General features: G+C 39.3%; 20 protein-coding genes and 1 pseudogene. 3 read left to right on the top strand and 18 right to left on the bottom strand.

The annotated features are described in order from the left end of the window. Positions 1-59: 59 nt before the first annotated feature. The 13 genes from EL079_RS08010 to EL079_RS07955 all read right to left on the bottom strand — a co-directional run bounded on the left by EL079_RS08010 (position 60) and on the right by EL079_RS07955 (position 10,963). The gene (locus EL079_RS08010) at positions 60-1,601 is read right to left on the bottom strand and encodes a hypothetical protein (protein WP_003031254.1); all 1,542 of its coding nucleotides are present in this window, start codon (positions 1,599-1,601) and stop codon (positions 60-62) included. A 54-nt stretch (positions 1,602-1,655) separates the two neighbouring features. Beyond that, entirely contained in the window at positions 1,656-1,790 is a 135-nt protein-coding gene (locus EL079_RS09945; RefSeq protein WP_003031261.1) for a hypothetical protein, read from the bottom strand. A 63-nt stretch (positions 1,791-1,853) separates the two neighbouring features. Then, positions 1,854-3,386 carry a cardiolipin synthase gene (gene cls, locus EL079_RS08005; RefSeq protein ID WP_018543614.1) on the bottom strand — a complete coding sequence of 511 codons (1,533 nt, stop codon included), beginning with the start codon at positions 3,384-3,386 and terminating at the stop codon, positions 1,854-1,856. Between the two features lie 259 nt (positions 3,387-3,645). Further along, positions 3,646-4,083 (bottom strand): SP_0198 family lipoprotein, encoded by a 438-nt coding sequence (locus EL079_RS08000; protein ID WP_003031253.1) that lies wholly within the window; start codon positions 4,081-4,083, stop codon positions 3,646-3,648. 47 nt (positions 4,084-4,130) lie between these two features. After that, entirely contained in the window at positions 4,131-5,363 is a 1,233-nt protein-coding gene (locus EL079_RS07995) for a bifunctional folylpolyglutamate synthase/dihydrofolate synthase (protein WP_003031267.1), read from the bottom strand. A 199-nt stretch (positions 5,364-5,562) separates the two neighbouring features. Beyond that, on the bottom strand, positions 5,563-5,874 hold the full coding sequence (locus EL079_RS07990; RefSeq protein WP_003027765.1) for a DUF1292 domain-containing protein: 312 nt from the start codon (positions 5,872-5,874) through the stop codon (positions 5,563-5,565). Between the two features lie 17 nt (positions 5,875-5,891). Further along, positions 5,892-6,311, bottom strand: a complete 420-nt coding sequence (gene ruvX / locus EL079_RS07985; protein WP_003031265.1) for a Holliday junction resolvase RuvX — start codon at positions 6,309-6,311, stop codon at positions 5,892-5,894. Continuing rightward, positions 6,311-6,577 (bottom strand): IreB family regulatory phosphoprotein, encoded by a 267-nt coding sequence (locus tag EL079_RS07980; RefSeq protein ID WP_009569646.1) that lies wholly within the window; start codon positions 6,575-6,577, stop codon positions 6,311-6,313. The genes ruvX and EL079_RS07980 overlap by 1 nt, the downstream gene beginning before the upstream one ends. 123 nt (positions 6,578-6,700) lie before the next feature. After that, positions 6,701-7,258, bottom strand: a complete 558-nt coding sequence (locus tag EL079_RS07975) for an SP0191 family lipoprotein (RefSeq protein ID WP_003026633.1) — start codon at positions 7,256-7,258, stop codon at positions 6,701-6,703. A 103-nt stretch (positions 7,259-7,361) separates the two neighbouring features. Further along, the gene (locus EL079_RS07970; RefSeq protein ID WP_018543617.1) at positions 7,362-7,931 is read right to left on the bottom strand and encodes an SP0191 family lipoprotein; all 570 of its coding nucleotides are present in this window, start codon (positions 7,929-7,931) and stop codon (positions 7,362-7,364) included. A gap of 85 nt (positions 7,932-8,016) precedes the next feature. Then, positions 8,017-8,415: a transcriptional regulator Spx gene (gene spx, locus EL079_RS07965; RefSeq protein ID WP_003026638.1), complete on the bottom strand. Its 399-nt coding sequence runs from the start codon at positions 8,413-8,415 to the stop codon at positions 8,017-8,019. A gap of 86 nt (positions 8,416-8,501) precedes the next feature. Next, positions 8,502-9,647, bottom strand: a complete 1,146-nt coding sequence (gene recA / locus EL079_RS07960; protein WP_018543618.1) for a recombinase RecA — start codon at positions 9,645-9,647, stop codon at positions 8,502-8,504. Between the two features lie 44 nt (positions 9,648-9,691). Continuing rightward, positions 9,692-10,963, bottom strand: coding sequence for a competence/damage-inducible protein A (locus EL079_RS07955; RefSeq protein WP_003031814.1), 1,272 nt, complete (start codon positions 10,961-10,963; stop codon positions 9,692-9,694). Between the two features lie 599 nt (positions 10,964-11,562). Here EL079_RS07955 and EL079_RS07945 point away from each other — a divergent pair. After that, complete coding sequence (locus EL079_RS07945) at positions 11,563-11,976, top strand: EamA family transporter (protein WP_018543619.1); 414 nt, start codon at positions 11,563-11,565, stop codon at positions 11,974-11,976. Between the two features lie 102 nt (positions 11,977-12,078). Here the strand turns inward: EL079_RS07945 and EL079_RS07940 are convergent, their stop codons facing one another. The 4 genes and pseudogenes from EL079_RS07940 to mutL all read right to left on the bottom strand — a co-directional run bounded on the left by EL079_RS07940 (position 12,079) and on the right by mutL (position 16,399). Next, entirely contained in the window at positions 12,079-12,657 is a 579-nt protein-coding gene (locus EL079_RS07940; RefSeq protein WP_003031817.1) for a DNA-3-methyladenine glycosylase I, read from the bottom strand. A gap of 10 nt (positions 12,658-12,667) precedes the next feature. Continuing rightward, positions 12,668-13,258 (bottom strand): Holliday junction branch migration protein RuvA, encoded by a 591-nt coding sequence (gene ruvA, locus EL079_RS07935; RefSeq protein WP_003031812.1) that lies wholly within the window; start codon positions 13,256-13,258, stop codon positions 12,668-12,670. 70 nt (positions 13,259-13,328) lie between these two features. Then, positions 13,329-14,264: pseudogene (locus EL079_RS07930) on the bottom strand (IS30 family transposase). 188 nt (positions 14,265-14,452) lie between these two features. Next, positions 14,453-16,399: a DNA mismatch repair endonuclease MutL gene (gene mutL / locus EL079_RS07925; protein ID WP_003032320.1), complete on the bottom strand. Its 1,947-nt coding sequence runs from the start codon at positions 16,397-16,399 to the stop codon at positions 14,453-14,455. 254 nt (positions 16,400-16,653) lie between these two features. Between mutL and EL079_RS07920 the strand changes: the two genes are divergently transcribed. Next, positions 16,654-17,094 (top strand): LytTR family DNA-binding domain-containing protein, encoded by a 441-nt coding sequence (locus EL079_RS07920; protein WP_003032335.1) that lies wholly within the window; start codon positions 16,654-16,656, stop codon positions 17,092-17,094. Further along, positions 17,091-17,549, top strand: coding sequence for a DUF3021 domain-containing protein (locus EL079_RS07915; RefSeq protein WP_003032341.1), 459 nt, complete (start codon positions 17,091-17,093; stop codon positions 17,547-17,549). The genes EL079_RS07920 and EL079_RS07915 overlap by 4 nt, the downstream gene beginning before the upstream one ends. A gap of 188 nt (positions 17,550-17,737) precedes the next feature. On the opposite strand, the gene mutS is transcribed toward EL079_RS07915, so the two are convergent. Then, the gene (gene mutS, locus EL079_RS07910) at positions 17,738-20,299 is read right to left on the bottom strand and encodes a DNA mismatch repair protein MutS (RefSeq protein ID WP_018543668.1); all 2,562 of its coding nucleotides are present in this window, start codon (positions 20,297-20,299) and stop codon (positions 17,738-17,740) included. Positions 20,300-20,491 lie beyond the last annotated feature (192 nt).

Below are 20,491 nucleotides of genomic sequence, written 5' to 3'. Positions count from 1 at the left end.
AATCAATATCTTGTGGTGAAAAACTTTAAATTTTATTTTAAACACAAGATATTGATTTGTTATTTCAACTTATAGAGCTTGAAATGATTGAGTTTTAGGTCTGTCTGCTGATAATTTTCTTTTAATTGTTTTTTGATATCTTGCAGAAGAGGTACTTGATTGTTGACCAAAATATAAGTTGGTATCGTTTCTTTCAAGCTATTCACTAGGGACATTTGATTTTCATCTGTTCCTTGGTACAAGCTAGGGGTTAAAATCGGTACCGCAGATAGACGCCCACTCGCTTGGTAAAGAGCTGCTGTTGTGTCCCAAGCATAGATTTTATCAGTATTCTTTGATTTACTCTTGATATAATTTGCCGCAGAAATACGCTCACTTGTTTCGCCTGAAGATAAAATATAGTGATTAACAAGCGGAAAACCAATTAAGTAAGCAACTGCTAAAAGCGGCAAGAAAGCATTTTTTGCAACATACGTTCCTAAAATAGATGTAGATTTTTGTACACGGCTATGACGTCCACCTCTTTTAAGTTTACTTTTTCCTAACCATATACTGAGCAGAATCAGGAAGAATGGTAAAACAGGCAACAGCTGATAAGCTCCCCGATCTGGCAAAAAGAAAACAAACATAACAAGAAAGAGTGAGGCTAAAAAGCTAAAGAGTTGTAGAAATCGTTCTAAAGAATTTGCTGGCAATGAAAAACTTCTCACCCAAGTCACAACTACACCAAGTCCAATAATGAGTCCTCCATAAAGCAAACCATTGTACAATAAATGCTGTCCTGAAAAATGCAAGCTATCCCAAGGATAAAGAATCTGGCTTATGGCAAGCCCAAAACTGCCATTCAAAACCGTATAATAACCTAGCGGATAAAATACAAGCGAGAATCCTACCAAAATGGCAAATAATTGATACAGGCCGCGCGCTTTTTTCTTTGCCCAAATATTATAAACTAGCAGAGCAAGGAAAGTCACCAAATAAAATACAAGGCTCGTCACCGGATCAATCATAAACATCAGCGCACCAAGTGCTCCAAAGCCAATAAAACCTCTGTCGCTTGCTTCTCCTGTCACATAACGCATCAGAAAGTACAGCGACCCAAAGACAAATGGGAAAGCAAAAATACTAGAGTATAAGCCACCCCAGCCTAAAGCGAGCGTCAAACAATAGAATAAAGAAAGGATTTTGATAGAAGTGTTTTTTACAGCCGTTAATTGATATACAATTTTAAACAGATAAATTCCTGCAACAAACAAAGCCAAGCATTGCATTGCCGCAAAGAAAATATTGCCCATGAAGAGACTACCCGCCCAATTAGCTAGATAATAAAGCAGACCACTCGTTCCATAAATATTTCCATAAATAACCTGACCTTGCGCCATTGCCCAACCTGCATATAAATTTTGAGATTGCAGATTAGTAGCAAGGTTGGTCAAAAATGGATTGGCAACACTTAAAACACTCAATAATAAGCTCCACAAAAATAAAACGACAAAAGGAGTCGACGTTAGCTCTATAAAAACCGATTTTTTCTCGTTCTCTTCGTGAAGCGTCTCTGCTACTGTCTCTTTCATCTCTTGTTTAGGCGTTGTATCATACATAAAGATTCTCCTTGATATCAGTCTTATCTAGTATATCAAAATCTTCCCTATCTGTCAGCTTGATTCTGACAAGTTCTGCATCTTTTGCAAAAGTAAAGCATAGTATTCCAATTCTCGAAAACGATGATAACTTACAGCCACATACTCTTTCAAAAATTCCTTTTCTTCACGTGATAAACCTATGACCATTCTGCCTCCTTTTACTAGATTATTCGTAAAAAAGAAAAAATTCCTCTCATTGCAAGAAGAATTTTATAGCATCGGTGCAAATAATTCGACAATTTCTTTAATCAAGCGTTGATACCAGGTATTTTTAATGGTATCTTCATGTATTTCTTGTGAGGTTTCAAACAACTCCTCAAAATCTCGCTTCAAGTCAAACATAGAAGGCGTTTTATACATCAAAACAGCATTTTCATAGTGATGAACTAAGCTGCGGTAATCAAAATTGATTGTTCCGACAACACCAAAGTCATCATCAGCCACTACATGCTTACTGTGAATAAAGCCCGGTGTATATTCGTAAATCCGAACCCCAGCCGCCATTAAATCTGGATAAGCTCCTCGCGTAATGAGCTGAATGATTTTTTTATCTGGAATATAAGGTGTCACAATTCGGACATCTACCCCCCGCATAGCAGCATTTTTGATGTCTTCCGTCAAATCATAATCAATGATTAAATACGGCGTGGCAATATACACATAATCTGTCGCCTGGCTGATTATATTTTGATAGACATTTTTACCCACTTGAGCTTTGTACATGGGCTTCGGTCCACTCCCGTACGGAATATAGAGCCCTGGCGCATCTACAGCTTTGTTATCCAAATGATAGCGATCGAAATCACTGATTTTCCCACGGTTGATATACCAGTTCATCAGAAACAGCCGTGTCAAGGCTTTCACAGCGCGCCCATTCAGACGAATCCCGCCGTCTTTCCAGTGACCAAATCGCTCGATGTGATTGATGTATTCATCTGCCAGATTGATGCCACCAGTATAGCCAATCTGCCCGTCAACGACGAGGATTTTCCGATGATCTCGATTATTATAAGCCACCGTCATCCGCGGAATCACTTTGTTAAACTTATGAGCGTCAATCCCCATAGCCTGCAATCGGCTAGTATAATCTCCCGGAAGAGTTGCCATACAGCCAATGTCATCATAGAGCATTTTCACTTCCACACCTTGGGCTGCCTTTTCACGCAGAATATCCAAAATACTATTCCACATGAGACCTTCTTCTACAATGTAATATTCCAAAAAAATAAATTTTTCTGCATTGCGTAAATCTTCCAGCATTTTCTGGAACATCGCTTCTCCCAAAGGGAAAAATTGCGATTCCGTGCCGTCGTAAATATCCGCATTATGATCCATGCTGAGAAGCGACTTGATAATCCCGTAAGCTGATTTATCTGTCTTTTTCAAGTCTAACCGCAACTCATAACTATTGTCCTCACGAAATTTCATCTGATCCATATTTTTCAACTGTTTCAGCTCACTTCTGGACAATCGGCGCTCACCAAACATCAAATAAAGCAAGGGACCAATGACTGGAACAAACGCTACCAAGAGCCAAGTTACTTTGCTTTCTGGTGTCATTGAGCGATTGACAATCGCTAAAATCGTTGCCAAGCTGAATAAAATCACAAAGACAATCCATAAAGTAGGTGTCCAGCGACCAAGCCAAAAGAAAAACCAAAAAATGAGTGCAAGTTCTAGTACCATGATAATAATACTAAAACCATATTTTGACATCAATAGCTGAAATTTCCTAAGATTCATTTTCTCCCCCTGCTTTTACTTAGTACTAGTATAACGGGGATTTCCTAATAAATCAAGCCAGAATCACTCATTCTTCTATATTCAAAGTATTTTTTCATTAGAGCAAAAAAGAGTAAAAGAAAAGTTGTGGTTCGTAACCATCAACTTTTCCTCACTCCCTTATTCTAAGTGCTAACTGACATATTGCCTGTTCCCTTTTCACTCCCGCATGCTTCAACAATCTGGAGAGTGGCTAAAATTTGCTCCAGTCCCAGACAGGCTATTGCTTCGTTAAAACGACCGTATCATTTTCTCCATTTTCTTGCTCAATATCCTCAATCGTTAACTGTTTGCTATCAATCATATAACGCTCAATGTCATCACCAATCGTCATTCGCTGATTTGTCGGATCAATGCTCACCTGTTTTACTTTCTCTTTACCGTTTGGCTCTTTTTCTGTCCACGTACCACTATTTCCTTTGATAACCAAAGTAATCTCATCTTCTTCGTCCATACCTTTATAAGTACCGTCTAATTTTTCTGACGAATTTTCCGCAATAGTTGGCGAATCACTACTCTCACCTGAGACTGTAGTTGATTGGCTGCTTGAGACAGATTGAGAGGACGGTGAAGTTTGGTTAGACTTGGCACACGATGTCAAAATGATAAGTCCTATCAGAAAAAATGTGACGTAGCTGAATTTCTTTAAATGTGCCATTTCCCCCTCCTTTATCTACATTTCTATTATACCATTCACCATTCTAATCAGTCAATTTCTTTCTCCAAAAGAAAAGCACGAACTTCCGCAATAAAATAAAGAGAACCTGTTACAAAAAGGAGCTGATTGTCATTAGCGCTTTTAATGAATTGTTCGATAAAGTCCTGATAAAAGGCAATGTAGAGACCATTTGTAAAGTCCTGTTCATTTGCTGCACCGTCATCCTCAAAAGTCGTTACGAACAACTGCACATGAGGCAATTCCTGCTGAAGATAAGACAGCATCCCCTGATAATTTTTGCGTTTCAAAGCACCGAATAAGAGAAAGATTTCTTTCCGTTCTTGCTGGAGAATAAACTCCACCAAACGGGACAAAGCTGGTAAATTGTGCGCCCCGTCCAGATAAATTCCTCGCTCAAAATATTCCAGCCGTCCCGCCCAATGGGTCTGCTGCAGAGCTTTTCGTACTAGCTCTATTTTCACTTGCCAGCTGTGTTGCCCCATAAACAAAAGAAAACTTTGCAAAGCAACAGCGGCATTTTCTTCCTGATAAGTACCTACTAGGCTCAACTTTAGATGAGGAATATTCACATCTGAGCTGAAAAATTGTCCTTTTGAAAACGAAAAATCTCTGCCATATTCGTACAAAACAACATCTAGCTTTTTCGCGCGCAGTTCACAGACTCTTCTCGCTTCTTCAGCCAGTGGTCCGATGACAGCTATTTTTTTCTCCTTGAAAATCCCTGCTTTCTGCTCCGCAATTGCTACTATGGAGTCTCCTAATGTTTCTTGATGATCCAAACCCACAGACGTCACAACTGCAATATCTCCTGTCAACACATTTGTCGTGTCTAAAAGCCCACCGATTCCTACTTCAATTAAAGCCACTTCTACCTGCTCTTCGTTGAAATACAATAAAGCCATGAGCGTTAAAATTTCAAAATAGGATAAAGGCTGCAAAAGCTGTTTTTCCATTGCTTGAATGCGATGCCCAATTCTAATGAAATCATTGTCAGAAATGGGTTCATGGTTGATACAAATCCGATCGTGAATGCTTGCCATGTGAGGTGACGTAAAAGTTCCCACTTTCTTTTCATGCTGCACGAATAGCTGACTCATAAACGCAATCGTTGAGCCTTTTCCGTTCGTTCCTGTCACATGAATAATGGGATAATTTTCTTCTGGATGATCTAAAAGACTTATCGCCTGTCTCATTCGCTCTAAGCCAGAGCGAAAATTTAAACCAATGCGACTTTCTAGCCACGTTTCAATTTCATTCATATTCTTCTCCCAGCAAAAAGGGAGTGAAGCAGAACCAGATTTTGGTTCCTGTCACCCCCACAACTCACTTGAATGGTTGGTACTCTTGCTCCACATAGGAATTAAACCAACCACTCATTCGTATACCATAAAATAACGATTCACACAGCCTTTCAATCTCTTCATCGTCTGTAATATGAAAAGCTAGTGTACACAATTTTTATTCTTCCATAAAGCTATTGAAAACTTCTTCAATCATGTCCCATTCAGCATCTGAATCTTCTGGGATTGGTTGCAAATCGCCTTCTGTTCCGTCCTCATTTTCAGTAAACGAGTAGGCTTGAATTTCTACCTCGCCATTTTCATCTTCTTCTGCGCTAGCTGGAATCAATAGAACGTAGTTTTTCCCAAATTCTTCTTTTCCGTCAATGGTCAAGAGAATTTCAAACAAAGTTTCATTTCCTTGCTCGTCTACTAGCGTAATCAACTCACGTTCTTCGTGTTCATGGTCATGGTTATGATCGTGTGCCATGTTTTCTCCTTTATTTATTAAAAATTTCGATCTAAATAATTCTGCAATATGAGCTGCGCTGCGAGCTTATCAATCACTTTTTTTCGCTTCTTTCTGCTCACATCCGCTTGCTCGATCAGCATTCTCTCCGCAGCTACCGTTGTTAGACGCTCATCTTGGTATTCAACTGGCAAATGAAATAATTGCTCAATCTTAGCACCATAAGCTTGACTTGCTTCTACACGTGGTCCGCTTGTGTTGTTCATATTTTTAGGGAGTCCTACAACAAACTTCTCAACCTTATATTCTTTTGCAAGCTCACTTAAACGGTCAAAACCAAATTCCCCTTTTTCTTCATCAATAGGAATAATTTCAAGTCCTTGAGCTGTAAAACCAAGTGGATCACTAACCGCGACACCGACTGTTTTTGAACCAACATCTAACCCCATAATTCTCATTAGAGATCAATGCCTTGCCCTTTCAAATAATAACGAACTAATTCTTCTACAATCTCATCACGTTCATATTTACGAATTTGATTTCGTGCATTATTATAGCGAGGTACATACGCAGGATCACCACTAAGCACGTATCCTACGATTTGGTTGATTGGGTTATAGCCCTTTTCATTCAGCGACACATAGACATCTTTCAATGTTTCACTAATCTCTTTTTTGTTTGAATCATCAAGATTAAAACGTACTGTCTCATCTGTAAATCCCACAATTACACCTTCTTTCACTAGAATACCCATATTATAGCACATTTCAATACTTTTCACAAATGAAAGGGGTTGAAAAAAGCTGAATAAATTTCAGCTTTTTTTGTTTCATATACACCTATAAAATCATGGATTTGCAACTTCTTTAGCACCAGCTGCTTTGACAGATTCAATATACTGTTTGGGTGTTAAATTTTTGATAGTTGAAAACATAGAGCCATATGTATCCAGTTTTGATGCTTCATCAAGGTTGATTTTGCTCATATCAATATTGATTGTAACTTTAATAATATAGTCTTTTGTAATGTCTGTTTTAACATCAACACCGCCCAAAGACTTAAATTTATCCAATCCTGCAGCCTTTTCAAAAGCAGAAATCAAGTGCGGCTTAGTGCTTTCTAAATCTTGACCCGCTAATACACTCTTCATATTTTCAGGAAGTATTTGTTCAAGATTTATCACAAACTTCTTAAAGGTTTTTCCTTCATAAGAAATAGTTTGCGTAAGTGTTTGTTCAATCCCTTGGACAGTCTGTTTTTGTTGAAAAGACTTGGTCACAACAGAATCCTTTTTCACAACACTCGAACCAGTCTTACTATCCCCTGACTGATTCTGACCGGATTTTTGACCACAAGCTGTGAGCAGCAACAAACTTGCTCCTAACAAAACAACCGATTTTCTCATAAAAATATCCTCCTTGTATTTTAGAGCTTTATAAGAATAGTATACCATCTTTTGTAAGCGTTGTCAAAATGACCTGTCTAAAAAGGCAACCAATGATTGACAGTTATTGATTGACTTCCGTTGCACCACTCGCAATCTGATCTTCAACATATTCTTTTGGTTTCATTTTTAAAAATTCTTTTAATTTCATATTTTTTAAATATTCAGTATCAGCGGCCTTATTAACATCCAAAACTTGAAAATCAAAAGTATGAACTCGCTTCAATTCTTGCTCATTTATAATTTCCAAAGAGGTCGAAAAACCTTCCAAACTTTTTGCTTGTGTAAATTTTTCATCTTCAGCCAAAGATTTCTCCAATAATTTTTGCGCCTCAGCAACTCCAACTTCCGCAACTACTTTTTTCATTTCTTCTTTCATCGGCATGATTTGCTCAATCGTTAAACTTAAAAATTGATCGCCTTTGTAAGTAATTGTTTGTGTTTGTTGAACCCCTTCAGCTGTTTTAGGGAATGATAAGGTTTTTGTCACAACTGTTTCTTTTTCAGCGTTTGCAATAACTGGCAACGTATTATCAATTGATTGCTTGCTTGTTTTTGATTTTGTTTCTTTTTTTTGACCACATCCTGCTAAGACTGTAAGAATAATGGTTAATAGAATCAGGCTTCTTTTCATGGATTAACTCCTCCTCATTCTTTATTTTATCATATTTTTAATATCAATAAACATCGAAATAAAAAAAGAGTGGAAATTCCACTCTTTACAAGGCCGCGCGTAAACGCGCTTCTGTATTTTCAACATTACGAACCGAGCGAGGTAAGAATGCACGAATATCATCTTCTTTGTAGCCCACTTGTAGGCGCTTGTCATCTACTAAAATAGGGCTTTTCAAGATGCGTGGAGTTTCCATAATCAAGTCAATCACTTCACTCACACTTAATTCTTCAATATCTACACCTAAGCCTTTTGCATAACGATTTTTTGAAGAAACAATGCTTGCAACCCCATTTTCAGTTTTTGTTAGAATATCTAATAACTCTTCTTTTGTAATTCCTTCTTTACCAAGATTTTGTTCTTTATAAGTTAACTGGTGAGCATTGAGCCATGTTTTTGCTTTTTTACAACTAGTGCAACTTGAGACAGTATAAATTGTAATCATGTAAGTACTCCTTTCGCCACACGGTACTATTATCATACTATATTATACCACAAAATCCCTCCGTCTTGCGACCTATTTTTAAAAAATTATTCCTCAATCTCAATCGTGTCATCCAAATCTAGTGTGACTTCCTCCACCTTGTTTGCTGATTTAGTTGCTTCTGCATTTTTTTCATCTTCAGCATCATCCTCAATCAAACCGTAATGCACTCGAACTTTATGATCAATTTCATCAAAAATTTCTGGATGATCCGCCAAGTATTTCTTAGCATTTTCAGACCCTTGACCAATCTTTTCATCATTATAAGAATACCAAGCACCCGCTTTTTTGATAATATCAAGGTCTGTCGCAATTTTAATCAACTCGCCTGTTTTAGAAATTCCTTCGCCATACATGATTTCTACGAAAGCTTCCTTGAATGGCGGAGCAACCTTATTCTTCACAACCTTAATCTTGGTTTCCTTACCGACATTAGTGTCCTTTTCATCACCAGTTCCCTTGATTTGAGTATTGCCACGGACATCCAGACGGACAGAAGCATAAAATTTAAGAGCTCGACCGCCCGGTGTTGTTTCTGGATTTCCAAACATAATACCAACTTTTTCACGCAATTGGTTGATGAAAATCGCAATTGTCTTCGTTTTATTGATAGAAGCAGACAATTTACGCATAGCTTGACTCATCATCCGCGCTTGCAAACCAACGTGACTATCTCCAATATCTCCATCAATCTCAGCACGTGGTACGAGGGCTGCCACGGAGTCAATAACTACCAAATCTACCGCACCAGAGTCAATCAATTTCCCAGCAATTTCAAGGCCTTGCTCGCCTGAGTCAGGTTGAGAAAGTAAGAGTTCATCAATATTAACCCCAAGAGCCTGCGCATAAGCTGGATCAAGAGCGTGTTCTGCATCAATAAAAGCTGCAATACCGCCTTCTTTTTGAGCCTGCGCCACCGCATGAAGAGCTACGGTCGTCTTACCAGAAGACTCTGGTCCATAGATTTCAATAATCCGCCCCTTTGGATACCCTCCTGCACCAAGAGCGATATCTAATGCCAAACTACCTGAACTCATGACTTGAACTTTTTGTTCAGCACGCTCACCTAGGCGCATAATTGCTCCCTTACCAAAATCTTTTTCAATATTTTTAAGTGCAGTGTCTAGCGCTTTTTGACGTTCCTCGCCAAATTTTTTTGAAATTTCTTCTAATTTTTTTTGTTTTTTCGCCATTTATTTCTCCTGTATAATGATAAATTATTTTTTTGCCTATCTAATTATTGTAGCATATTTTCGTTTTTTAATAAAGTTTTTCGCAGCAGATTGAAAGCATGCAGAACGGCTATTTTACGTACATCTGTCCGACTACGACCCGCACTATTAACCTTAATAGACTGAACATCCTCTGTAGTTGCTAAGCCAATATAAACTGTCCCTGCTGGATGTCCTTCTAAGCTGTCTGGACCTGCCACACCTGTCAAGCTCACCGCATAGTCACTAGCGGTCAATTTTCTTGCCTGCTCAGCCATTTTCTCAGCTGTAAAAGCTGAAACTACCCCATGTTTTTCCAAGTCTGCCAAAGGAATGTCCAGCATTCGGCTCTTTTCCTCCATACTGTAGGTAACAAAGCCACCACTAAAGACATTGGAGGCTCCAGCAAAGCTTGCCAAAGTTGCTTGAAAGAGTCCTGCAGTCAAACTTTCAGCTGCTGTGACGGTCTTTCCTGCTCTTCTCAGCAGTTCAAAAGCTGTTTGTCCCAGAGAACTATCATCTCCATAAGCGTAGAAAAGATCAGCTAAATGTTGTTTCTCAAAAGTCTGTACTGCCAAAATTTTCTTTTCTAAATGAGCAAACTTAGTATCTGCTTCATTTTGACTAGCAGCCTTGGTGGACAATCGCAATGTCACCTCTCCCGTCTTAGCATAAGGAGCAATGGTTGGATCGGTCTGATTATCAATTAAATCTCCTAAAAGGGTTACTAATTGACTTTCACCGATACCAAAGAATCGCAAGACTCTTGAATACAATTTTTGACCAGTTGCTAACAGCGGAACCAGCTCATTATTTACCATAGGTTTTAATTCACTAGGCGGACCAGGTAGAACAACATAAGTCACGCCACTGACTTCAATCACGCCTCCTATTGCAAGCCCAGTTTCATTTTGTAGAGGAGTCGAGCCTTCCACTATCTGAGCTTGTCGCTCATTGTTTGGTGTTCGAGCATAATCCGGTCGACTTGCGAAAAAGCGGTCCAATTTCTCCGTAGCCATTCGGTCAAATACCAACCTACGATTTAAGAATTTTGCCAAAGTCTGCTTAGTCAAGTCATCTTCTGTTGGGCCTAATCCTCCAGTTAAGATGACCAAATTACTACGATTTCGAGCAATTTCTAAAATGGATAACAGACGAGCTTCATTATCTCCAACCGCTGTTTGGAAATACACATCTACACCCAGACTCGCTAATTTTTCCGATAAAAATCGGGCATTTGTATTGACAATCTGACCTGTCAGAATTTCAGTACCCACAGCAATAATTTCTGCTTTCATAGAACCTCCTACTTTACTATTCGCAATTGATTTTATTTTATCACAAAAAATCTGAAAAACTTCATTTTAAGAAAAGAATCTGTAAGCAAATTGATAAGACTAAGAATTTTTCAAAAAGAAAAAGTCTGGAATTGCCAGCCTTCTAATTTATAACTATAATTGTGTCACATCAATAATATGATTACCTCGATTATGGGAGTGAGGTAGAACTCATCTTGAAAATTTTTAGTTCGTAATCTCACCTCCGCAAGCTTGCTCAACAGTCTGGGAGACTGTTGAGACGGTGGATAAAGAAAATAAAGTTTTCGTCAAAAGTGTTTTTGCGAGATTGAAAAGCTAATACCCTGAGACTTGCTTCGCATCACCACAAAGCCGTGCTTTGAGCAATCAGCTACTACGTCATTGATTTATCGCTTTATATACTTTGAAGTTGGAGACTTTCGCCCCAGCCTCTTCAAAAATGAGGATTAGCTTAGCGAAACTAGGGTTTATATAAAAAACAGACAATTTTGTACTGCCTGAGTGCCTTTAGTTTGCTGTGTTAGATAGAATCAAATGTGATAAAATAAAGAAAACAAAACATTTAAGGAGATTTAATGATGTGGGCAGTTTTTGCATTTCTTTCTGCTTTATTTGCAGCACTGACATCTATCTTAGCCAAAATCGGGATTTCTGGCGTCAATTCTAATCTAGCGACAGCTATTCGGACAGTGGTCGTTGTTTTAATGGCTTGGGGTATGGTCTTTTTGACCAAAGGGCAACTCGGTCTCGCTAACATCAGCAAGAAAAGTTGGATTTTCTTGATTTTATCTGGATTAGCGACGGGCGCTTCCTGGCTCTGTTATTACCGAGCATTGCAGGAGGGAGAAGTCTACAAGGTCGTTCCTATTGATAAGCTTAGTGTTGTCCTCACACTCATTCTTGCTTTTATCTTTTTCCACGAGGATTTTACTATGAAATCCTTGATTGGCAGCATTTTGATTACGATTGGAACTTTGGTCATGGTTTTGTAGTGATGTCATATCATCATAAATACAGCAATATTACGAAAAATATAAAACAGTATCGGTCAATAAATATTGCACCGACTACTTACATAAAAGATAGCAAAGCTATTAAAATCGTTTGATTGTTTTTCTTGCTTGATTAAAATCGCAAGTCTCCTCATGGTCATTGACAAGACCTGCCGCCTGCAGGAAAGAATAGACACAGACTGGTCCTACAAATTCAAAGCCTCGTCTCTTCATATCTTTAGCCAGTTTTTCAGACAATGGAGTTTTGGAGGGCATCTGCTTGTAGTCCTTGACAGGATTGTCAATCGGTGTAAAGTCTACAAAAGACCAGAGATAATGATCAAAACTGCCAAACTCTGCCTGTATTTTCAGAAAAGCTTGGGCGTTAGCACGTGTTGCATAGATTTTCCGACGATTTCGGACGACGGCAGGATTTTGTAAAATGCCTTCTAACTCCGCGTCCGTCATGGCTACCACCTGATGAACATCATAGCCATGAAAAGCTTGTCGGAAGGCTGCTCGTTTATTGAGAATAGTTTCCCAAGACAGTCCTGCCTGATAGGTCTCTAGGCAGAGCAACTCAAATAAAGCCCGCTCATCATGCAAAGGAATCCCCCACTCTTGGTCATGATAAGCGACATATAAAGGATTATTCTTTTTTGCCCAACTACATCGTTTCATCTTTTCTCCTTTATTTTACCAGCATTTTAAGAGCCGACTTGATGTAGTTCTCAGCTGTATCGGTCGTACCTTCAAAGAATTTCTTAATTTTCTTGAGTTCAGCCGCCTTGTAGCCCAGAGCCAACATAGCTTCCATAGCTTCTTCCAATTCTTGATTGTCACTAGTAGCTGCAACAGCAACTTGCTTAGGGGTAACACCTGTTGCCACAACCTTACCTTCTAAGTCCAGCACCATTTGTTGGGCTGTTTTTTTGCCGATTTTAGGAAATTTTGTCAGATAAGTAATGTTTTTCTGCTCAATGGCCTGCACCAAGCCGGCATTATCATCGGCAGCGATTATCGCAAGAGCAGAAACAGGTCCAATACCAGAAACCGAAATCAAATTGAGAAAAAGCTGCTTTTCATCCTCTGTGCGAAAACCGTAGAGGAGCTGGGCATCCTCTCTGACCACCTGATGAACAAAAACTTGAATCTCCTGATTGACCTGACCTGAATAGGCATAGGGATTTGCCACATGCAGGATATAGCCAATTTGCCCCACTTCCACTACAATATATTTGGCTGTGATTTTACTTAAAATTCCTTTAAAATATTCGTACATTTTTTCTCCTTTTCAACCCTTCTAGTATATCATATTTTTAACTGATAAATTGCAATAAAAAGTGCAACGTTTACTCGTACTCATCCACTAGAGCTTCACAAGCAGTTCTGTAAGCTAAACATTTTCGTGGTCGGTGATTGATATCATATAAGGCCTTGTTCAAAGCCTCATCAGAGATAGCGGCTAAATCTGTTTTCTTTGGGAAATATTCTCTTAGTAAGCCATTTGCGTTTTCATTGCTTCCTCTCTGCCAGGATGAATAGGCGTCCGCAAAGAAAAAGGAAATTCCTAAATTCTCTACCAGAGGATAGCAGGCAAACTCTTTTCCCCTGTCTGAAGTGAAGGTTTTAAGAGCCTCTTTTGGAAATAGCCTACAAAGTTGTTCGATGGCTGAAAACATGGATTTGGCTGTTCTGTCTAGTATCTTGAAAGCTAAGTAAAAGCGCGTTTTTCGCTCCAGAAAGGTCGCTAAACAGCCCTTGCTTTTGCCTCTGGAAGACACCACAGTATCGAGCTCCCAGTGACCAAAGGTCTCACGATTCCTGACCTCTTTAGGACGTTTGGCAATCGATGTGCCAATCCTAAATGTCCCACGTGTTTCTTTGGGTTGTCGAGTTTTTCCTTTACGACGAAGGATGCTTAAATCCAGATCAATCAAACCAGCATAGAGCCAGTTATAGATAGTTTTAAAAGTTACCATTGGCTTTTGTTCAAGCTGATAGCGGCCACAAATCTGTTCAGGCGACCAGGAGGATTTTAAACCGTCTTCAATTTCCTTTTTCAACTTTGGTGTCAAACGAGACTTCCGACCTTTTTGCTTAGCCCTGTGGTCATAATGTTCCTGTGCTAAGGCTGCGGAATAACCATTTTGGCATCGTCTTAACTCTCTTGAAATGGTAGACTTATGGACGCCAAGTTTATTTGCAATTTAGCAAGGTTTCAAACCTAATTCTAAGTAGGTTTCTATCTTTATTCGGTCGGTTATGGTAAGATGGGAGTAGCTCATAGATTTTCCTCGGGTTCTGTTTGTGTGGTTACTTACAGTTTACACCAATGAAACGCTATGAGTTTTTTTGTTGCACTATATTTTACAATTTATCAACTAGAAAAAATTGAAACTGTGGGAGAAACCTTACATTGGATAGAAAAAAGCTAAAAAACAGAGAATATGGTAACTCTCTGCTTTCAAGATATTTAGTATTTCCCCAATTCTCTCAGGCTGGTATGATTTTCCTGAATCCGACGGAACATTTTTTCCATATCAGATTTTGTGAAGTTGACCAAAACGGGACGACCGTGAGGGCAGTTGTAGGGATTGTCGCATTGTGATAACTGAAAAATCAAATCACGCGCTGAATAGTCATCTAAACTGTGATTGGCTTTAATAGAGCGTTTGCAACTCATCATAATAGCTAGCTCAGCGCGATATTTCTTGATAGAGACTTCCTTGGTTAGAAGCAGCATATCGCACATCTCATAAATAGCTGATTCGATCTCCTCTTCCTTAAGCCAAATGGGATGTTCACGAAGAATAAATTGATTAGTTCCGTATTCTTCAAGGAAAACACCGACTTCTTCTAAAAGAGTCATTCGTTGTTTCAGACGCAACATATCATCAGCTGGAAATTCAAAGATATAGGGAACCAGAAGCTGCTGCTGACTAGCATCTACATCTCCGATTTTTTCGCGGTAATATTCGTACTTTACTCGCTCTTGAGCTGCATGTTGGTCAATAATATAAAGACCACCGTTTCCTTGAGCAAAAAGGTAGGTGCCGTGCATTTGCCCGAAATATTCCAATTCTGGAAACGTTGAAGTTTCTTCTCCATCTAGCTTATCTAAAGCTCTCTCTAAGCTCGCCTGATCCAGCTCTGGATGATCTAGTTGATTGTAAGAAGGAGATTGTCTTTCTGCAAATTTGACAGAAGCAGCTTTTGAATTGAGTTCATCTGTATCAGCAGATTGTTGATCTAATCGAGCAGATTCCTCAAAAGAAGGTTGAGCTTCTGACACTTGTGGTTTCACAAAGAAGTCATTTCTTTCTTTATCGTAATAAAGTCGGTTCTCTTTGAGAGGGAGGCTGGTCTGCTCAGGCTTAATTGCTCGGTTAATGGTTGATTTGGCTAAATTCTCTAATGCGTCCGGAATCAAATCTTGCTCTTTCAAACTTGCAGCAATAGCTTGCGATATCAAGGCCATGAGCTCTCGCTCCTTTGAAATCCGCACTTCTTGCTTGGTCGGGTGAACATTAACATCAGCAAGATATGGGTCAATCCGAATATCAATCACAGCAATCGGGAAACGTCCCACCATGAGCTTGCTACCATATCCATCTAAAATAGCTCGATTGAGTAGGAAATTCTTGATGTAGCGACCATTGATGAGAATAGTAATGTAATTCCGATTAGCCCTTGTTAATTCTGGCAAACTAATATAGCCTGATACTTCAAAATCCAAATCAGATGCTGAAATTTCAATCATTTTTTTGGCTGTTGTCAGTCCATAAATGCCAGCAATTGCTTGACGCAGATTTCCTGTTCCTGCTGTCCGTGTCATCTCTTTACCGTCATTAACAAGAGTGAAAGCGACCTCCGGATGAGCCAAGCTCAAACGATTCATCACATCTACAATATGAGATAGTTCCGCTTGTTGACTTTTCATATATTTCAAACGAGCAGGCGTGTTGAAAAAAAGGTCTTCCACTTTGATTTTGGTACCCCTAGGACAGCTACTTGGCTCTAAAGTCTCAACTTCTCCACCTTGCGCAATCAGAAGCGTTCCATGTGCACCACTACTTGTCGCAGTTTCAATCGTCAAACGTGAAACAGAGGCAATGGACGGAAGCGCCTCACCGCGAAAACCCAATGTCCGAATCCGAAACAGGTCGGCTTGTTTCTTGATTTTACTAGTAGCATGCCGCCGCAAAGCCAAGGAAACCTCCTCATGCTCAATTCCTTCACCATTATCAATGACTTGAATGCTCCTGAGTCCCGCTTCTTCAATCTCAACTATAATCTGAGTGGCACCAGCATCAATGGAATTCTCTATCAACTCCTTGACCACGCTGCTAGGTCGCTCGATGACCTCACCTGCTGCAATCTGATTAGCAAGATTTTCTGGTAGTTCAATAATTTTTGACATAGTTTTCTCCGTAAGTATTCTAGCTATTATTATAACATAAAGCTGTTTTTCTATCAGAAGTCTGGTGTGAGAGGAACACACATCGTTTCCTAGAAAGGACCAAATAGACAAGCAAAGCAACCACTTAGGTAAAAGTCCTTGTTTTCCTAGTCGAAATAATGTTTAATAGATTTAGGGAAGAGGGAGGTAGTTAGTGACCTCTTGGTATTAACGAAAATCAGCAGCAAACCAACATCTGGAAAGAAGGGATGTTTATGAAAGTTCAATTGCATATTGACGAAAAGTTTTCAGAGGAAAAAGTCATTATCGAAGCACCGGCTTTGTCAGATGCCATTCAGCAACTGCTGAAATTTGCTCAACAACTCGATAAAAACAAAGTTATTCGAGCCAAAAAAGAGGAAGAGATTTACCTATTAGATACTACTGAAATTCAGCGGGTTTATATTGAAAACCGCCAAGTTTGGGCTGAAACAGTAACAGACAATTATCACTTAGGGCTTCCACTTTATCAAGTTTTGGAATTGCTTCCTGCTGATTTTCTACAGATTTCCCAATCTGAAATCATCAATACCAAACAGATTGATCATCTGAAATTGACCGGCAGCGGTCTGATTCAGATTACACTAAAAAACGGTCAGATAACTTATTCATCTCGCCGTTATCTCAAAGCTATAAAGGAGAAATTACAGCTATGAAAAAAACATTATTCAGAGATGCTCTAGGAGGTATTGTTATCGGGCTTCTCCTATCCGTCATCTTTTCTTACTTTTTTGCACCTGTCTATCATCCGCTCAACCCTTATTCAGCAGTTGGTCTTTGGATGGAACAGCATCATATTCACGGCGCCTTAGTCGTTCTCCATTGCGCAGCGATATGGTGTCTAATCGGCTTGCTCTTTAGCTTAGGGAAAGAGCTTTTCAAAAAAGATTGGAGCATTCTCAAAGCAACAATCTGTCATTATGGGCTTATGATTTTAGGGTTTATCCCTCTAGCTCTATTAGCTGGCTGGTTCCCAAGTGAACCCATTTTCATCGTACAGTTAATTTTGGAATTTACTGTTGTTTATCTCATCCTTTGGGCAATCCTGTCTTATCTGACTAAAAAGAAAATTGAGAAAATCAATCATCACTTAAACAGACAAAGCAAATAGCAAGAAATAACCGCTGTGAAAAAACTCACGGCGGTTATTTGAGCCCAACTTAGAATGCAGATTGCTAGAAAACGATCATAGCTTACTAAATTGTTGTGGTTTGAAGATTAGACCCTAGCTGCAATTCTGGTATGACATTTCAGTAAATTAAGCTGTTAGCCAGTCACATCCACTATAGCTTCAACATTTTAAAGTTTCTTCTTTATCTCTGCCACAGCCAACATCACTTCCATTGGGGTCATATTATAAATGTCCAACTGGCGCAACTCGTCTAAAATAGGTGATTCAGTTGTTTCTGTAAATAAAGACATCTGCTCAGCCACTTGATTTTTTTCACGAGCAGCCGCAGGCAATGTATTAGAGATGCCAAAAGATGACTTCTCATTTGCTTGGCTTTCTAATCGTGTCAATATTTGATTCGCTCTTGTCAACAAATCATTTGGCAAACCTGCAATTTTTGCTACATGAATCCCATAAGATTTATCAGCAGGTCCAACCTCAATCTTATGAAGAAATGTTACTTGACCATCTTTTTCTAGGGTTGCTACATGGACATTTTCTAGTTGTGTCAAGCTAGTTGACAGTTCTGTCAACTCGTGATAGTGAGTCGCAAAAAGTGTCTTGGCTCCTGTCCGATTGTGAATATACTCAATAATAGCTTGAGCAAGCGCCATGCCATCATAGGTCGCTGTTCCTCTTCCTAACTCATCAAAAAGAATAAGTGAATTTTCTGTTGCTTGAGAAATAGCATGGTTTGCTTCCATCATTTCAACCATAAAGGTTGATTGTCCAGAAACCAAGTCATCAGCTGCACCAATTCGAGTAAAGATTGCATCAAAAATCGGCAATTGAGCGCTTTCAGCTGAAACATAAGAGCCCATTTGAGCCATAATCACAATAATTGCTAACTGCCGCATATAAGTTGACTTCCCACTCATATTTGGACCTGTAATTAGTTGAACATTAACATTCTCATCCATTGAAATGCTATTAGGAATATAGGTTTGTGCACCCATAACTTTTTCTACGACCGCATGCCGCCCTTTATCAATTTGGATAGAGCGTTGCTCAATAAATTCTGGTCTCACAAAGTGTTGCTTTTCAGCTACAGCTGCAAAGCTTTGCAGCACATCAACCGTTGCCAGAGTTTGTGCCAAGGATTGCAGGCGTTTGATATACTTACCAGCTTCCTCACGAATGCGCATAAAAATCTCGTATTCCAAATTAGCTGATTTTTCACGCGCTTCCAACATCTCCCCTTCAATACGAGCCAGTTCTTCCGTACCAAAACGCTCTGAATTTTTCAGAGTTGCCTTGCGGAAAAAATGACTGGGAACGTGTTCAAGCTGGGAATTTGTGACATGAAAATAATAACCATCTTTTTTATTGTAATCAATCTTCAGGTTGTTAATTCCACTGGCTTCTCTTTCTTTCGCCTCAATATCTGCAATCCAGCTCGTTCCATCTCGCATAACCACTCGATATTTATCCAAGGTTTCATCAAAACCTGTTTTAATAATATTACCCTCTGTAATGACATTTGAAGCATCCGGCGAAATTGCTGACTGAATTAAGGACGCCAGTTCAGGAATTTCATCCAATTTGGCAATCAAATCTTCCAAAACTGGGCTGTCAATTCCTTTTAAGATTCCCTTAATTTGTGGTACATGACTCAATGTCGCAGCAAGTTGTAATAAATCTTTTGGATTGGTCTTGCCAAACGAAACCCGACTGGCTAAACGCTCAATATCATACACTCCTTTGAGAGTGTCTGATAAGTCACTGCGCTCAAAGAAATGATCTAAAAAGACTTGCACTACATCCTGCCGCTTGACGATTCGCTCTTTATCAATCAACGGACGTTGAATCCACGCTCTCAACAATCGTGTTCCCATAGCTGTCTTGGTATCATCCATCAGCCAATAAAGGCTCCCGTGCTTCTTTCCTGTCCGAGCATTCTCTGTTAAATCCAGACTTGCCATAGTTGAGTAGTCCATCTGCAAGAAATCTTTGATTTCATAATGATGAACTTGTTTCAAATGACTAAGCTCACGTAGCTGCGTTTTATGAACATACTGTAATAACTTTCCAGCTACTTGGTGCTCTAGCGGTGACAAGTCCTTTCCTAGTAGCTGAACATCATCAAATGTAGTTTCTACTTGCGATAAAAGGAGAGTCATTTGAGTCTCCAATACTTGGCGCTCCATTTCAGGCAATTCATACCCTAAGACCACTTCACGCGCTCGCAAGTTTCGGATTTCTCCACAGACTATGTTAAAGTCACTAAGACTTGTGACCTGAAATTCACCCGTTCCCACATCCATATAAGCCAGTCCATATATACCTGACAGCTTATCCAAAGCCACTAAAAAGTTATTCTGACTGTCTGGTTTTGAAGAATCAACTACTGTCCCCGGCGTAATCACCTGTACTACTTCGCGTTTGACTACTCCAACCGCTTTTTTAGGATCTTCCATTTGCTCTGCAATCGCAACTTTATAGCCTGCTTCAATTAAAACATCAATGTATTGCTGCACTGAATGGTAAGGAACTCCTGCCATTGGGATTGGATTTTCCGAGTTTTTATTGCGACTAGTCAGAGCAATCTCTAAAATCTGTGCCGCATTGGTCGCATCATCATAGAATAATTCATAAAAATCTCCCATGCGAAATAGCAAAAAAGCATCTGGATAATCTTTTTTTATATCTAAATACTGTTGCATTCCTGGAGATAGTTTTTCTTTTGTCATTCTCATCCTTTCTGTTGGTTAATAGTGATAAGAGTGGGATAGAAAACAATAGTTTCGCAGAAACTTGATTTCGTTGTCCCACATCCGCATAGCTGGGAGTGGGACAAAACTCATCTTGAAAATTTTCAGTTCGTCATCTTACCTCCACAGGATTGCTCAACAGTCTGGGAGACTGTTGAGCAATCAGCTACT

Origin of the sequence: Streptococcus anginosus, assembly GCF_900636475.1 — a bacterium.
Taxonomy (GTDB): domain Bacteria; phylum Bacillota; class Bacilli; order Lactobacillales; family Streptococcaceae; genus Streptococcus; species Streptococcus anginosus.
This window is presented reverse-complemented; position numbering and strand designations above follow the sequence as displayed.

What these genes read in the sequence shown, in the direction of transcription:
- EL079_RS09945 (WP_003031261.1), bottom strand. Translation starts at nt 1,790, where the DNA reads ATGGTCATAGGTTTATCACGTGAAGAAAAGGAATTTTTGAAAGAGTAT.
- mutL (WP_003032320.1), bottom strand. Translation starts at nt 16,399, where the DNA reads ATGTCAAAAATTATTGAACTACCAGAAAATCTTGCTAATCAGATTGCA.
- EL079_RS07995 (WP_003031267.1), bottom strand. Translation starts at nt 5,363, where the DNA reads ATGAATGAAATTGAAACGTGGCTAGAAAGTCGCATTGGTTTAAATTTT.
- EL079_RS07920 (WP_003032335.1), top strand. Translation starts at nt 16,654, where the DNA reads ATGAAAGTTCAATTGCATATTGACGAAAAGTTTTCAGAGGAAAAAGTC.
- cls (WP_018543614.1), bottom strand. Translation starts at nt 3,386, where the DNA reads ATGAATCTTAGGAAATTTCAGCTATTGATGTCAAAATATGGTTTTAGT.
- EL079_RS08000 (WP_003031253.1), bottom strand. Translation starts at nt 4,083, where the DNA reads ATGGCACATTTAAAGAAATTCAGCTACGTCACATTTTTTCTGATAGGA.
- spx (WP_003026638.1), bottom strand. Translation starts at nt 8,415, where the DNA reads ATGATTACAATTTATACTGTCTCAAGTTGCACTAGTTGTAAAAAAGCA.
- EL079_RS07945 (WP_018543619.1), top strand. Translation starts at nt 11,563, where the DNA reads ATGTGGGCAGTTTTTGCATTTCTTTCTGCTTTATTTGCAGCACTGACA.
- EL079_RS07940 (WP_003031817.1), bottom strand. Translation starts at nt 12,657, where the DNA reads ATGAAACGATGTAGTTGGGCAAAAAAGAATAATCCTTTATATGTCGCT.
- EL079_RS07990 (WP_003027765.1), bottom strand. Translation starts at nt 5,874, where the DNA reads ATGGCACACGATCATAACCATGACCATGAACACGAAGAACGTGAGTTG.
- recA (WP_018543618.1), bottom strand. Translation starts at nt 9,647, where the DNA reads ATGGCGAAAAAACAAAAAAAATTAGAAGAAATTTCAAAAAAATTTGGC.
- ruvA (WP_003031812.1), bottom strand. Translation starts at nt 13,258, where the DNA reads ATGTACGAATATTTTAAAGGAATTTTAAGTAAAATCACAGCCAAATAT.
- EL079_RS08010 (WP_003031254.1), bottom strand. Translation starts at nt 1,601, where the DNA reads ATGTATGATACAACGCCTAAACAAGAGATGAAAGAGACAGTAGCAGAG.
- mutS (WP_018543668.1), bottom strand. Translation starts at nt 20,299, where the DNA reads ATGACAAAAGAAAAACTATCTCCAGGAATGCAACAGTATTTAGATATA.
- EL079_RS07915 (WP_003032341.1), top strand. Translation starts at nt 17,091, where the DNA reads ATGAAAAAAACATTATTCAGAGATGCTCTAGGAGGTATTGTTATCGGG.
- ruvX (WP_003031265.1), bottom strand. Translation starts at nt 6,311, where the DNA reads ATGAGAATTATGGGGTTAGATGTTGGTTCAAAAACAGTCGGTGTCGCG.
- EL079_RS07955 (WP_003031814.1), bottom strand. Translation starts at nt 10,963, where the DNA reads ATGAAAGCAGAAATTATTGCTGTGGGTACTGAAATTCTGACAGGTCAG.
- EL079_RS07970 (WP_018543617.1), bottom strand. Translation starts at nt 7,931, where the DNA reads ATGAAAAGAAGCCTGATTCTATTAACCATTATTCTTACAGTCTTAGCA.
- EL079_RS07975 (WP_003026633.1), bottom strand. Translation starts at nt 7,258, where the DNA reads ATGAGAAAATCGGTTGTTTTGTTAGGAGCAAGTTTGTTGCTGCTCACA.